This is a genomic window from Kineococcus sp. NBC_00420 (assembly GCF_036021035.1).
Taxonomy (GTDB): Bacteria; Actinomycetota; Actinomycetes; order Actinomycetales; family Kineococcaceae; genus Kineococcus.
Map to the genome: position 1 here is coordinate 4,947,559 of NZ_CP107930.1, position 14,290 is coordinate 4,961,848.

Here is a 14,290-nt window from a genome sequence, read left to right on the forward strand (position 1 = left end):
GGTGGCCCTCGTCTCCTTCCTCTCCGCCAAGGGCTCTCCCGGGGTGACCACCACCGCCCTGCTCAGCGCGGCGCTCTGGCCGCACCCCTGCGTCCTCCTCGACGCAGACCCGGCCGGCGGTGACGTCGCCGCCCGCGTACCCGCCGTCGACGGCGGTGTCCTCGACCCCGACCGCGGCCTGCTGCCGCTGCTGACCAGTGCCCGCCGAGGTCTCAGCGGGGCGCAGGTCCTCGAGCAGGCCCAGGTCGTCGCCGGGGGCACCCGCGTCGTCTGCGGGATGACCGGGCCCGAGCAGTCCCTCGCCGCCGGGCGCGGCTGGTCGGCGCTCGCGAACGCCGTCGCCGACCTGCGCGACGGCGAGGTGCCCACCGACGTGCTCGTCGACGCCGGCCGTGTCGGCGCCGACGCCGTGCACCTCGACCTGCTGCGGGCCGCCGACACCGTGGTCCTCCTCGTCCGCGCCGACACCGCCGCCGTGCTGCACGGCCGGGAACGACTGCGCGTCCTCGGTGGTGCGCTGCGCCGACCCGACGGTCTGCTCCCGCGGACCGGTGTCGTCGTCGTGGGGGACCCGCACCGCCGCGACGCCGCGGACGCGGCGGCGGTCCTGACCTCCGTCGGCGACTGGGTCGAGGACTTCGGCCGCCTCCCGCTCGATCCCGCCGGAGCCCGCGTCTTCGACGGCGCCCGTTCGGCGCGCCCCGAACGCACCGCGCTGGTGCGGGCGGGGGTACCGGTGGTGGCCGCCCTGGCCGCCGCCGCCCACGGCGAACTCCAGCGAGGTGCCGCGTGAGCCTCCTCACCCACCGCGATTCCGACCGCGATTCCGACCGCGGCTCCAGCCGGGCCACCGGACGGTCCACGACCGGGCACCGATCGCACGAGGCCGTCGACCACGACCTGGTCCGGCGTCTGCGCGGCGTCGTCGCCGACCGCCTCTCCGCCCAGCGACGTCGCGACGACACCGCGGGCCGCACCCCCATGTCGGCTGCCGACGAACGGCAGTTCGCCCGGTCCCTCGTCGTGCAGGTCCTGGAGGACCACGCCCGCGCCGAGGTGGAGGCCGGCCGGCCGCCGTTGTCCGCCGAGGGCGAGGAATCCGTGGCCTCCGCCATCGGCGCGGCCCTCTTCGGCGTCGGACGACTCCAGCCGCTGCTCGAGGACCCCGACGTCGAGAACATCGACATCAACGGCTGCGACCGGGTGTTCGTCAGCTACGCGGACGGCCGGGAGGAACTCCACGGTGCCGTCGCCGAGTCCGACGAGGACCTCGTCGAACTCGTCCAGGTGCTCGCCTCCAACGTCGGACTCACCAGTCGGCCCTTCGACTCCGCCAACCCCCAGCTCGACCTCCGGCTGCCCGACGGGTCGCGGCTCTCGGCGGTCATGGGCGTCTGCCAGCGTCCGGCGCTCAGCATCCGCCGGGCCAGGCTCTCCAGCGCCACCCTCGCCGACCTCGTCGCGTCCGGTTCCATGACCGAGGACCTCGCGCAGTTCCTGCGGGCCGCCGTGCGGGCCCGCAAGAACATCATGCTCGCGGGGTCCACCAACTCCGGGAAGACGACCCTGCTGCGGGCGCTCGCGGCCGAGATCCCGCCGCACGAGCGGCTCATCACGGTCGAACGGGCCCTGGAACTCGGTCTGGACCAGCAGGTGCGCGAGCACCCGAACGCCGTCGCGTTCGAGGAACGGCTGCCGAACTCCGAAGGGGTCGGCGGGGTCACCATGGCCGAACTCGTCCGTCGTTCGCTGCGCATGAACCCCAGCCGGGTCATCGTCGGTGAGGTCCTCGGCGACGAGATCGTCACGATGCTCAACGCCATGAGCCAGGGCAACGACGGTTCGCTGTCCACCATCCACGCGAACTCCTCGGCGGAGGTGTTCAACCGCATCTCCACCTACGCCCTGCAGGCGGAGGAGCACCTGCCGGTGGAGGCCAGCCACATGCTCATCGCGGGCGCGGTGAACTTCGTGGTGTTCCTCGACAAGCAGAACACCTACCACTCCGGCGGGAGCCTGCGCCGCGCCGTCGCCAGCGTCCGCGAGGTCACCGGCGTCGACGGCCGCGTCCTCAGTTCCGAGGTGTTCCTGGCCGGTCGCGACGGGGTCGCCCGCGCGCACGCGCCGTTGCAGTGCGCCGACGACCTCGAGGCCGCCGGCTACGTCGCCCCCGTCCTCGAGCGGTGGGGTTCGTGAACGGCGCGGTGCAGACGCCACCGGAGTTCCTCGTCGCGTTCACCGCGGCGCTCGTCGGGCTGGGGATCCTCGTCCTCGTGCTCGGGGTCCACGGTCGGATCCCCGGACCGAGCTCCCGACCCGGGCTGCGCCGCGGTGCGGTCGCGGGACTGGGCCGGCAGGCGCTGCTCGGGATCGGTGCCGGCGTCCTGACCCTCGTCCTGACCCGGTGGGTCGTGGCGGGGATCGGCATCGGTCTGCTCGTCGCGTGCTGGCAGCGGCTGCTCGGCGGCAACGCCGAGGAGAACCGCGGCATCGCCCGACTGGAGGGTCTCGCGAACTGGACGGAGTCGCTGCGCGACACCATCGCCGGCGCGATCGGTCTGGAGCAGGCGATCCCCGCGACGACGGCCACCTCGGCGCCCGTGCTGCGGCCGTCGTTGAACCTCCTGGTGGACCGGTTGCGCATCCGCGAGCCGCTGCCGGACGCGCTGCTGCGCTTCGCCGGCGACGTCGACGACCCGAGCGCGGACGTCGTCGTCGCGGCGCTGGTGCTCAACGCGCGGTTGCGCGGCCCGGGGTTGCGTGACGTGCTCACGGCCCTGGCCACCTCGACCCGCGAGGAACTCGACGTGCGTCGCCGCATCGAGGCCTCCCGGCGCAGCATCCGCCGCAGCGTCCAGATCGTGCTGCTCATCGTCCTCGGGGTGATGGGGGTCCTCGCGGTGTTCAACCGCGACTACGTCGCCCCGTACTCCACGGTCGCCGGGCAGATCGCGCTGATGGTCGTCGCCGCGCTGTTCCTCGCCGGGCTGACCTGGCTGCGCCGACTCGCGAAGGTCGAGTCCCACGAACGGTTCCTGACCCACCCCGAGACCGGGAGGACGACGTGATGGACGGACTGGAACTCGCCCTGCTCACGGGGGCCGTGGCGGCCTCGGGCATCGTCGTCCTGCACGCCGCCCTGGTGCCGGCGCGGCCGTCGGTGTCCGTGCAGGTCGCCCGCCTCGACGGGGTCCGTCGCTCGACCCGGCGCACCGTCCTGTCCGCGGCGGAGGCCGCCGCCTCGGTCGCCCCCGACCGGGGGTTGTTCGGCCTGCAGGCCGCGTTCGGCCGGATGATGGCGACCCTCGCGGACCGTCTCGAGGTGCTCGCGGCCGAACGTGGCTGGCGGCTGCGGCGCACGCGCGCCGACCTCGCCGTGCTGGGCCGGCGGACGGGGGAGTTCCTCGCCACCAAGGTCGTCGCCGGGCTCGTGCTGCTGCTCCTCGCCCCGATCTGCTGGTTGTCGTTGCGCGCGTTCGGGGTCCCGCTCCCCGGAGGCGTCCCGTTGTCGCTCGCGCTGGTGATGGGTGGTCTCGGCTTCGTGGTGCCCGACCTCGCCCTGCGGGGCGACGCCCAGCGCCGTCGGCGGGACTTCCGCCGCGTCGTCGGGGTGTTCTCCGACCTGGTCGCGATGAACCTCGCCGGTGGTCGGGGTCTGCCCGAGGCGTTGCTGAGCTCGGCCTCCGTCAGCGACTACTGGGCCCTCGTCCGCATCCGCCAGGCCCTGGCCGGGGCGCGCTTGTCGGGCAGCACGCCCTGGCAGGCCCTCGGTGACCTCGGCGACGAACTCGCCGTGGCCGAACTCTCCGACCTCGCCGGTGCCCTGGCGCTGGCGGCCGACGACGGTGCGAAGATCCGCGCCTCGCTCGCGGCCCGTGCGGCCACGATGCGCCGCCGGGACATGGCCGACGTCGAGGGCGAGGCGGGGGAGAAGTCCCAGTCGATGCTCGTCGCCCAACTGGTCCTGTGCACCGCGTTCATGGTGTTCCTGGCCTTCCCCGCAGTCCACAACCTGATGGCCCAGTCGTGATCGAGAAACCTGTCGAAGGGAACCACCATGTCCGACAACCTCCTCCTGCTGTCCCGGCTCGCCCGGGTGCTCTCGGCCCGCGCCCGTCGGGCCGCGGCCCAGGGGCGCGACGCGGGAGCCTCCGCGCTGGAGTGGGCGGTCATCGCGGCGATCGTCGTCGTGGCGGCGACGCTCATCGGCGGCGCGGTGTACAAGATCGTGCAGACCAAGAGCGAGGAACTGACGAAGTGTTCGCAGACCACCGTCGGCGGCGTCTGCTAGTTCGCGACGACCGGGGTTCCGCGGCGCTGGAGATGGCGTTCATCGCCCCGGTGTTCCTGCTGCTGGTGTTCTTCGGCATCCAGGCGGGGTTGTGGGCCTACGGCCGTTCGGTCGCGCTGGCCTCGGCCCGCGAGGGCGTCGCGCAGTTGCGCGTCGTCCCCGACGAGCAGCAGGCGGTCGCGGCCGACCCGGTCGTCCGCGCCCACGTCGAGCAGTTCGCCGGGACCATCGGTCGGGAGTCGCTGCTCGACCCGCAGGCGAGCACGCGGTGGAACGCGAACCGCAGCGAGGTGAGCGTCGTGGTCACCGGCCACGTCATCAGCCTCGTCCCCGGTCTCGACCTCACCACGACGCAGCGGGCCTCCGGAACCGTCGAACGCTTCGGGAACGTCCGGTGAACCGCCCCCCGGGGGACGAGGGGAGCGTCGCGCTGGAGTTCACCCTGGTGGCTCCCGCGCTGTTCCTGCTCATCGCCCTGCTGCTGGCCTACGCCCGGGTCACCCAGGTCTCGGCCACGCTGGACTCCGGGGTCCGCGACGCGGCCCGAGCGGCCACGACCGCACGCAGTCCCGGTGCGGCGCAACACCGTGCCTACGCGGTGCTGCACGACGCCGTGGGTCCCGGGAACTGCGCGGACAGCCTCGTCGTGGAGCCCATCCCGGAGTTCGCCGCGGGGCGCGCGGTGACCGTCACCGCCCGGTGCAGCTACTCGGTGGCCGACCTCGGTCTGCCGGGTCTGCCGGGGTCGTTGTCGGTCACGAGTTCCTTCGCCAGCCCCCTCGACCCGAACCGGGAGCTGTCGTGAACCGGTTCCGGGGGGACGAGGGCTCCATCGCCCCGGCGGTGCCGGTCCTGGCGCTGGTCCTGCTGCTGCTGGCCGGTCTGGTGGTCGACGCGTCGCGGCAGCTGAGCGCCCGGGCCCGGGCCGTCGCCTACGCCGAGGAGGCGGCCCGCGCCGGCGCGGCCGCGATCGACCTGGACGCGGAGGACCTGGAACTCCTCCCCGAGGCCCAGGTCGCCGCGCGGGTCGACGCGTACTGCGCGGCGGCCGCCGCCTCGGGGGCGCCGATCGTCGACCCCGGGCACTGCTTCCGGGGGACCACGGACGTCGGTGATCCCCTGCACCGCCGGATCGTCGTGCGGACCCACGTCGAGATCGTGCAACCGGCCTCCCTGCTGGGGATCGTCGGTGTCGAGGAACTTCGGGCCTCCGGTGACGGGCGGGCCCGCCCCTTCGAGGGGACGAGCGAGGAGGACGTGACGTGCACGGAAACCGGATCCTGCTGATCGCCGCCGCGGGCGCGATCTCGTGCCTGACGGCGTGCTCGGACGGAGCGAGCGACGTCACTCCGCCCGCGGCGGCGGTCGCGGCGAACGCGGCCGCGCCCACCCCGACGGCTCCGCCGGCGCCGGTCCCCTCGACCGCGGTGGCCGGCGAGTTCGACGGCCGCTTCGACCGCGATGCCGCGGTGACGGCGTTGCGGGGGTACCTGCGCGAACAGGCCCTCGCGATCAACGCCGGTGTCGCCGACGCGGCAGCCGTTCCCGCGTTCACCGCCACCCTCACCCCGAACGGCCGGTCCTGGGCGCTGCCGTTGCTCGCGGCCAACCTCGGGGACCGGATGCCGGGCCCCTACCCGGTCGGCGTGCTCGCGAGCACGCGAGCGGGGGACGACCGCGTCGAACTCGACCTCTGCCTGCAGGACCGCGGGTGGCAGGTCGAGCGCACCAGCGGCGAGCCGGTGAACGCGGCCCACTACGGCGGCGCGCACGCCGTCGTCCTGCGCGTCGGCGACGCGTGGCTGGTCGACGACCTGGCCACCACCGGGGCCGACTGCGGTGCGGGCGACGTCGTCGAGGAGCGGTTCTGATGCGGCGCACCGCGGCGGTCCTCCCCGCGGTTCTCACTGCCGTCCTCGCCACCGCCGTCGTCGGTCTCGCGACCCCCGCGCAGGCGGCCGAGGCCGGCGGTGCCCGGGCGATGGCGGCCAACCACACCGGCTCCGACACCGACAACGTGCACGGCAGTTGCCGGACCTACGCCTCGTCGGCCGGCAACTACGGCGCCGTCTGTTCCGCGGGCGGGACGGCCAGGAACTACCGGGCGCTGCTCGGCGGTGCCCCGGTGCCGACCTGCTGGTTGCTGCCGCCGGACGAGACGGGCCCGACCATGGACTCGGCCACACCGTTCGGGCTCAGCACCGCGACACCGGTGCTCACGCCGGGGCCCACCGACACGCCCTCCCCGGTCGACGTCCCGTCGTCGGTACCGACCACGGCCCCCGTCACGCCGCCCGTCGTCGAGCCGACGCCGGGGACCCCTCCCACCACGACCGGACCGCCGGAACCCACGGTGACCGAGACCACGCCGGTGGAGGTGCCCGCGGACTTCCTGAAGGTGTGCATGACGACGCCCGTCGACCCGGTGACGCTCGCGCCCGCACGGGTCGTCGGGTACTCCAGTGGCGTCCTCCCGTTCCTGCGCAGTTCCCCGGACCGCCCGCCGTTCTGGTGGGAACTGACGGAGGGACAGCGCAGGTACCTCATCACCAAGGAGAGGACCGGCCGACTGCACCCGGGGATGCTCGTCACCTCGCCCTCCCGCACACCGCGTCTGGGACAGACCATCTCGTTCTCGGCCGAGGGCGACCGCGACGTCCCCCTGGACTACGGCCTGCTGCGCATGCGGGCCGAGTTCCGCTCCCTGACGGTCGCCTCCGGTGAACCGGGTCAGAAGGACGTCGAGTGCGCCGGTGGGGGCCGGGAACTCCTGCCCGGTGCGACCGAACGCACCGGACCCGGCATCTGCTCGTTCAGCTACTCGCAGACCTCCGGGGGCCGGGGCGACGGCGACACGTTCGACGTCCGCGCCACCGAGAACTGGCGGATCTGGGTGAGCGACGACGACGGCCTGAGCTGGACGGTCGAACGGGACGTGCAGATCCCGCTCCAGCTCGACCTGCGCGTCACCGAGATCCAGACCCTCGTCGTCCCGCTCGCGCCGTGACCCCCGCATGACCACCCGATCCGAACGCCCCACCGAACCGAGGCGAGACCCGTGAGCACTGCCACCCCCACCCGGACGGCCCGGAACCCGACCCCCGCTCCGCACCGGTTGCCCCGTGCGCCGATGTCGCGGGCCGCACGCGTCGGCGAGGTCCTGCGCGGCCTCGGCGCCGCACTCGTGCTGCTCGCCGTCCTGGTCGGCGTCCCGTTCGCCCTGGTGGAACTCGTCGGCAACCCGTTGCCCACGACCGCACCGACCCGCGCGTGGCTCGACGCGGAACTCAGCGCCGGGGCCGTGCTCGACGTCCTGGCCGTGGTGCTGTGGCTGGTCTGGGTCCACTTCGTCGTCTGCGTCCTCGCCGAGGCCCGGGCCTGGATCGCGGGTGGACGCTCCGGGAAGGTGCCGGTGGGCGGGGCCAACCAGCTGCTCGCGCACCGTCTGGTGGCCGCAGTCCTCCTGTTGGCCTCGGGCGCGGTGTGGGTGCCCGGGACCGTCGCGGTCCTCGAGACCGTCCCGGTGGGCTCGACCGCCGCGGTCCAGGTCGTCGGTGTCGAGACGGGCGCCGCGCGGAGCGTGGTGACGGCCGGGGCCTCGCAGGCCGCGCCTGCCGCTACCCCCGACCTCGGCTGGAGCGCCCGTTCCCGCGCGGAACCCGTGCTGTACGTCGTCCAGCCACCCGAGGGGCGTCACCACGACTGCCTCTGGGACATCGCGGAACGAACGCTCGGCGACCCGATGCGCTACCACGAGATCTTCGCCCTCAACGCGGAACGGGTGCAGGCCGACGGTTCCCGCCTCGTCGACGCGGATCTGATCCGGCCCGGCTGGACGTTGCTGCTGCCGGCCGACGCGGTCGGTGCGACCGCGGTTCCGCTGAGCGCACCCGCACCCGGGGTTCCGGCCGCCGGGGTCGGGGCTCCGGTCGAGCACGCGAACTCGACCGCGACCCAGGACGCCCGGGACGCCCAGGACGACCTGGTCTCCCGGGCCGCGCTGTCCGGCGGGTTGCTGCTCGCGGGCGTCGTCGTCGCGTTGCGACGGCCGGGAACCCCGGCAGCGGCCACGGCCGCCGATGCCCTCACCGCGACCTCCGACCCCGGTCGGGCCCGGTTCCTCGACCACGCGCTGCGCCGGCTGGCGCAGGACCGCGCGGCGGCGGGTCTGGCGTTGCCCGACGTCGTGGCCGCCCACCTCTCCGCCGACGAACTCGTGCTGCACCTCGGGGTGCGCGGTGAGGGTCCGGCAGCGGTTCCGCCGCGACCGTGGACCGTCCTCGAGGGCGGTGCCTGGCGGGTGCTGCTGGCCGACCTGCCCGGCGCCACCGCCCTCGGCGTCACGGCTCCGGACGTTCCCGCGCCGTTCCCGACCCTGGTCGACGTGGCCGTGTCGGGGACGCACGAGATCCTGCTCGACCTGGAGAGCGCGCCGGGGATCGTGGCGATCGGTGGGCACCACGACACCGCCCGCGACGTCGTCGCGTCCATGGCCGTGGAACTCGCCGTGAACTCCTGGTCGGACGGGGTCGACGTCCACCTCGTGGGTTTCGGGGACGACCTGTCGGTCCTGGCGCCGGAGAACCTCCACCCGCACCCGCTGCTGGACGAGGTCCTCGACCGGCTCGAGCGGCACGGTTTCCGGGAGACCGGTGCGGACCTCCTGGCGGGGCGGTCGGACCGGGTGGGGGACAGGCCGCGGCCCAGCGTCGTCGCGTTGTCCGGGCCGCCGACGGAGACCCAGGCGGACCGGCTGCAGGCTCTGGTGGGCGGTGGTCGGACCCCGGTGGCCGTGGTGTGCGTCGGCGACGTCCCCACCGCGAGCTGGCGTTTCGCCGTGACCGCCGAGGGAACCCTGGACCTCGGGGTCCTGGGTCTGGCCGGCCGGGCGCGCAGGCTCCCCCCGTCGGAGTACACCGCCTGGGCGGCTGCTCTGCGGGGCTGAAGGATCCCCCGAACGGGGTGTGGAAACCGGACCGGTCGACGCGCCGGGGTGGTCCACTTGAAACTCCTCGTCCGACCGGTCGAGGTTCTCCGAGTTCCGAAGGACGGAAGCACCATGGCGAACATGAACGTCACCTACGACGACATGCGTTCCGCGGCGAGCAACCTCGAGAGCGGCAAGGCGGAGATCGCCGACCGCCTCATGCGGCTGAAGTCGCTGGTCGACGGCCTCGTCTCCAGCGGCTACGTCACCGACCGCTCCTCGGTCGCGTTCAAGGACTCCTACGACGAGTTCAACACCGGCATCACCCAGGTCCTCGAAGGCCTGACCGGCATGTCGTCCTACCTGAACAGCGCGGCGCAGACGCTGTCCGACGCCGACACCCAGCTGGCCTCCAGCCTCGGCCGCTGACCCACCCCGCGCGCCGGGCACCCCGCGCGGGTGCCCGGCCGGGCGACCGGGACCGCCGACCGGAACCGGTGAGGGGTTCCCGTCCCCGACCCGTGGGTCGACGTCGAGGGCCGCGGTGCTCGGGCCGACCGCCTCGACGGTGTGACACCGCGGACCACGAGGTCACCCACCCGGGTGCACCCCCCGCTGCCGGGGGGTGACGACCTGCGGACCCGCTGCGCCGCACGGGGGAGGGCCCTCGCACGGCCGGGCGCACCCGGTCACGCTGGAGGACCGCCGAGTTCTCGAGGAGCAGTCCCATGCGTCTGGCCGTCACGGTCGTCGACCCCCGCGAGGGGACCCGTCGTGACGCCGTCGTCGAGGCGGATCCACGCACGCCGCTGGGTGACCTGACCTCCGCCCTGGGGACCCGCGGGGCCCGGCTCTTCCACGACGGCCGGGAACTGCTGCCCGAGACCCTGCTCGAGGACAGCGGCGTCCGTGAGGGCGCCGTCCTCAGCCTGCACGACGCCGGCGGGTGCGTCCCGGCGGAACCCGGCGGGCTCGTCGAACTCCGCGTCGTCGGAGGCCGGGGGGCGGGGGCGGTGCACCGGTTGGGGGTGGGGGAACACCTCGTCGGCCCCACGGGTCCGGTCGTCGTCGCCGGTCGGGCGATCGTCCGCATCGCGGTCGCGCCCACGGGTGCCGTCATGGTCTCGGCGGTCGAGGGCGACCCCCGGCTGGAGGCCGCGGAACTCACCGACCCGCGGTTGTGGGTCGCCGGCGACGTGCTCGACCTCGGTGGCGCGGTGCTCGGGATCGGGGTCCCCGCCGTCCCGGACGCCGTGCTGGAACCCACGGCGACCTCCGCCGACGACGTGGTGGGTCTCGACTACAACCGGCCACCGCGGTTGCTGCCCCCGGACCTCACGACGAGGTTCCGGTTGCCGAACCCACCCGGGGACCCGACCCGTCGTCCCTTCCCGGTGGTCGCCGCCCTCGTGCCGTTGTTCATGAGCGCGGCCATGGTCACCATGAGCCACAACTACTACTACCTCGTGATCGGTCTCCTGAGCCCGGTGGCGGTTGTGGCGAACGCGGTCGTGGACCGGCGCGCCGGACGCACCACCCACCGCGAGGTGCTCGCCCGCTACCGCCGGGAGAAGCTGGCGATCGAACGCGATGCCGCCGAGGCCCTCGTGGCCGAACGACGCGCCCGTCGCGCGACGTCCCCCGACCCGGCGGAGCTCCTGCTCACCGCGATCGGCCCGCGGGCCCGGCTGTGGGAACGCCGTCGCCGCGACGCGGACCACCTCGACGTCCGGCTGGGCCTCGCCGACCTGCCCTCCACCGTGGTCGTCGAGGATCCCGAGGAACTCGAGCACCGCCGTCAGGTCTCCGCCACCGCGCACCGGGTTCCGGTGACCGTCTCGTTGCGGGAGAACCCGGTCACCGGGGTCGCCGGAACGGGTGCCCGCGCCCTCGCCAGCCGGTGGCTGGTGCAGCTGGCCGTGCTGCAGAGTCCCCGCGACGTGTCGTTGCACGTCCTGACGACCCCCGCGGGCCTCGCCGAGTGGGATTGGCTCCGGTGGGTCCCGCACGCGCGTTCCGAGGCGGGCGGCGCGGCGTCGGTCTTCGTCGGCACGAGCACCGAGACCTGGGCCCGGCGCGTCGCGGAACTGGCGACGGTGCTCGAGGACCGTCGCCGGACCCTCGCCGGACTGGCCTCCGGGACCCGGCTGGACGCGCCGGACCTCGTCGTCGTCCTGGACGGGGCCCGCCGGCTGCGGTCGTTGCCGGGGGTCGTCACCCTGCTCACCGAGGGGCCTGCGCTGGGGATCCGCGTCGTCTGCTGCGAGGGCGACCGCCGGTCACTGCCCGAGGAGTGCTCCGCCGTCGTCGAGGAACGCGCCGACGGGACCCTGCGCGTCGAACGGCAACGTCACGCCCCGGTCGGTGGGATCCTCGCCGACGTCCCCGCACCCGGGTGGGCGGGGCGGATCGCCCGGGCGATGGCCCCCGTCCGCGACGCCGGCGACGACGACTCCGGCGCCGGGCTTCCCGACCGGTCCCGGTTGCTCGACGTCCTGGACCTGGAACCTCCGACGCCGCAGGGCGTCGCGGCACGCTGGCTCCGGCGACCGGCGAGCACCACGGCCGTCGTCGGGGAATCCCTCGACGGGCCGTTCGGCATCGACCTGCGCGCCGACGGCCCGCACGGACTCATCGCCGGCACCACGGGTTCCGGCAAGTCCGAACTGCTGCAGACCATCGTCGCCTCCCTCGCGGTCGCCAACCGGCCGGACGCCATGACCTTCGTCCTCGTCGACTACAAGGGCGGCGCGGCGTTCAAGGACTGCGTCGACCTGCCGCACACCGTCGGGATGGTCACCGACCTCGACACCCACCTCGTGGGACGGGCCCTGACGTCGCTGGGGGCGGAACTCCACCGTCGCGAGCACCTGCTCGCCGAGGTCGGGGCGAAGGACCTCGAGGACCACGACGACCTGCGAGAAGCGCACCCGGACCGGGAGCTGCCCCGCATCCCGCGTCTGCTCATCGTCATCGACGAGTTCGCCTCCCTCGCCCGGGAACTCCCCGACTTCGTCACCGGCCTGGTGAACATCGCCCAGCGCGGCCGGTCGCTGGGGATCCACCTGTTGCTGGCGACCCAGCGCCCGACCGGTGTCGTGAGCGCCGAGATCCGCGCCAACACCAACCTGCGCATCGCGCTGCGGGTCACCGACGTGGGGGAGAGTTCCGACGTCCTCGACGCTCCGGACGCCGCGCGGATCGCCAAGGGAACACCGGGCCGGGCCTACGTGAAGCTCGGGCACGGTTCGCTCGTCCCGTTCCAGTCCGGACGCGTCGGCGGACGGCGGCCGGGGGTCTCGCGCGACACGGCGGTTCCCGCGCCGTGGTCGGCACCGTTGCGCCTCGAGGACCTCGGCCGCCCCGTCCCGCGCCGGCCGAAGGGTCCCGCCGCGAAGGACGACGCCGCCGAGACCGACCTGCGCCACCTCGTCGACGCCGTCCGCGGCGCGGCGCGCGAACTGCAGGTCCCGACCCCGCACAGCCCGTGGCTCCCGGCGCTGCCGGAACTCCTCACCGCCGGGGAACTCCCCGCCCCGAACCGACCCCTGGCCGCGAGCTTCGGCGTGGTCGACGTCCCCGAACGCCAACGCCGGGATCCGTTGGCGTTCGACCTCGCCACCGACGGCCACCTCTACGTGGTCGGCGCACCCCGCAGCGGACGCTCGCAGGTCCTGCGGACCCTCGCGGCCCGGCTGGCCGAGCAGGTGCCCACCGCGGACCTGCACCTGTACGGCCTCGACTGCGGGGGCGGCGCGCTGCTGGCCCTGGCCGGTCTCCCGCACACCGGGGCGATCGTCCAGCGCAGCGAGACCGACCGCGCGGTCCGGTTGCTGACCCGGTTGCGCAACGAGGTGCTGCGTCGCCAGGCGGGGCTCGGGGTGCTCGGCGTCGCCGACGTCGGCGAACAACGGGCCGTCTCGCCGGACCCCTGGCCGCACCTGGTCCTGCTGCTGGACCGCTGGGAGGGGTTCCTCGGCGGGCTCGCCGAACTCGACGGCCAGGCGCCGCTCGAGCTCGTCACGATGCTGCTGCGCGAAGGAGCGGGCGTCGGGGTCCACCTGGTCGTCGCGGGCGACCGGCAGCTGCTGACCGGGCGCACCGGGACCCTCGTCGAGGACAAGCTGCTGCTGCGCCTCACCGACCGCGCGGACGCGACGATGGCCGGGCTCTCGGCCCGCCAGGTCCCCGAGGACATGGCGCCCGGGCGGCTGCTGCGCGCCGGTGCGGGCGCCGCCTCCGGCCAGGAGGCCCAGGTCGCCGTCCTCGGCGCCGACCCGTCCGGCCCGGGCCAGGTCGCCGCGCTGTCCGAGCTGGGCGGCCGGCTGCGGGCCCGTGACGGTGCCCTCCCGCGGGAGAGGCGACCGTTCCGCCTCGACACCCTCCCCGCCCACCTCGACTACCCGCGCGCCCTGGAGCTCACCGAGACCGGCCCCGGGCGCCTCGTCGCCCTCGTCGGCGTCGGCGGGGACGACCTCGCCGGACTCGGACCCGACCTGCTCGCGGGGGCGGGCACCGCGATCGTGGCCGGCCCCGCCCGGTCCGGGCGCAGCACCGTCCTGCTCACGATGGCGCGCTCGCTGCTGGACCAGGGCGCGGAGGTCGTCGTCGCCGCGCCCCGGCCCTCCCCGTTGCGGGACCTGGCGGGCCGGCCGGGGGTCCGGGCCGTGCTCATCGGCGACGACCTGACCGTCGAGGACCTCGAACCGGTCCTCGGTCCCGCGGCCGGACCCGCCGTCCTGCTCGTCGACGACGCCGAGCTGCTGAAGAACTGCGCCGCCGACTCCTGGCTCGCCGCCCTGGTGGCCCGCGCGGGCCGCGACGGGACGGGCGTCATCGTGGCGGGGGAGACCGCCGAGGTCGGCGCGGGCTTCTCCAACTGGCAGGTCCCGTTGCGCCGCAACCGGTGCGGGGTTCTCATCGCCCCCAGCGACATCATGGCCGGTGACGTCGTGGGGGTGCGGGTCCCGCGCAGCGCGCTCGGAGCCCCGGCCCAGCCGGGCCGGGTTCTGCTGCACACGGGCGACGGCGAGCTGCGCACCGTGGCCGTCCCGCAGTCGGTAGCCTGACCG

Annotated in this window: 13 protein-coding genes; all 13 read left to right on the top strand. The window is 74.5% G+C overall.

Translation table 11 applies throughout. The features are described 5' to 3' along the window. Position 1 precedes the first annotated feature (1 nt). The 13 genes from OG218_RS24155 (at position 2) to OG218_RS24215 (ending at position 14,287) form a co-directional block, all read left to right on the top strand. A complete protein-coding gene (locus OG218_RS24155) occupies positions 2 to 793 on the top strand; it encodes a hypothetical protein (protein WP_328295761.1) in 792 nt (263 codons plus the stop codon). A 107-nt stretch (positions 794 to 900) separates the two neighbouring features. After that, positions 901 to 2,196: a CpaF family protein gene (locus tag OG218_RS24160; protein ID WP_380162113.1), complete on the top strand. Its 1,296-nt coding sequence runs from the start codon at positions 901 to 903 to the stop codon at positions 2,194 to 2,196. Between the two features lie 8 nt (positions 2,197 to 2,204). Next, positions 2,205 to 3,068 carry a type II secretion system F family protein gene (locus OG218_RS24165; protein ID WP_328295763.1) on the top strand — a complete coding sequence of 288 codons (864 nt, stop codon included), beginning with the start codon at positions 2,205 to 2,207 and terminating at the stop codon, positions 3,066 to 3,068. Then, a complete protein-coding gene (locus OG218_RS24170; protein ID WP_328295764.1) occupies positions 3,068 to 4,030 on the top strand; it encodes a type II secretion system protein in 963 nt (320 codons plus the stop codon). Before OG218_RS24165 ends, OG218_RS24170 begins: the two co-directional genes overlap by 1 nt. Positions 4,031 to 4,057: 27 nt before the next feature. Continuing rightward, positions 4,058 to 4,291: a hypothetical protein gene (locus tag OG218_RS24175; protein ID WP_328295765.1), complete on the top strand. Its 234-nt coding sequence runs from the start codon at positions 4,058 to 4,060 to the stop codon at positions 4,289 to 4,291. Beyond that, a complete protein-coding gene (locus OG218_RS24180) occupies positions 4,258 to 4,689 on the top strand; it encodes a TadE family protein (RefSeq protein WP_328295766.1) in 432 nt (143 codons plus the stop codon). The genes OG218_RS24175 and OG218_RS24180 overlap by 34 nt, the downstream gene beginning before the upstream one ends. Continuing rightward, complete coding sequence (locus tag OG218_RS24185) at positions 4,686 to 5,096, top strand: TadE/TadG family type IV pilus assembly protein (protein WP_328295767.1); 411 nt, start codon at positions 4,686 to 4,688, stop codon at positions 5,094 to 5,096. The genes OG218_RS24180 and OG218_RS24185 overlap by 4 nt, the downstream gene beginning before the upstream one ends. Beyond that, entirely contained in the window at positions 5,093 to 5,578 is a 486-nt protein-coding gene (locus OG218_RS24190; protein WP_328295768.1) for a pilus assembly protein TadG-related protein, read from the top strand. The genes OG218_RS24185 and OG218_RS24190 overlap by 4 nt, the downstream gene beginning before the upstream one ends. After that, positions 5,554 to 6,162: a hypothetical protein gene (locus OG218_RS24195; RefSeq protein WP_328295769.1), complete on the top strand. Its 609-nt coding sequence runs from the start codon at positions 5,554 to 5,556 to the stop codon at positions 6,160 to 6,162. Before OG218_RS24190 ends, OG218_RS24195 begins: the two co-directional genes overlap by 25 nt. Next, positions 6,162 to 7,298 carry a hypothetical protein gene (locus OG218_RS24200; protein WP_328295770.1) on the top strand — a complete coding sequence of 379 codons (1,137 nt, stop codon included), beginning with the start codon at positions 6,162 to 6,164 and terminating at the stop codon, positions 7,296 to 7,298. The genes OG218_RS24195 and OG218_RS24200 overlap by 1 nt, the downstream gene beginning before the upstream one ends. Positions 7,299 to 7,349: 51 nt before the next feature. Further along, entirely contained in the window at positions 7,350 to 9,236 is a 1,887-nt protein-coding gene (locus OG218_RS24205) for a LysM peptidoglycan-binding domain-containing protein (protein ID WP_328295771.1), read from the top strand. Positions 9,237 to 9,359: 123 nt separating this feature from the next. Further along, entirely contained in the window at positions 9,360 to 9,647 is a 288-nt protein-coding gene (locus OG218_RS24210) for a WXG100 family type VII secretion target (protein WP_328295772.1), read from the top strand. Between the two features lie 299 nt (positions 9,648 to 9,946). Continuing rightward, positions 9,947 to 14,287, top strand: coding sequence for an FtsK/SpoIIIE domain-containing protein (locus OG218_RS24215; RefSeq protein ID WP_328295773.1), 4,341 nt, complete (start codon positions 9,947 to 9,949; stop codon positions 14,285 to 14,287). The last annotated feature ends 3 nt before the right edge of the window (positions 14,288 to 14,290 follow it).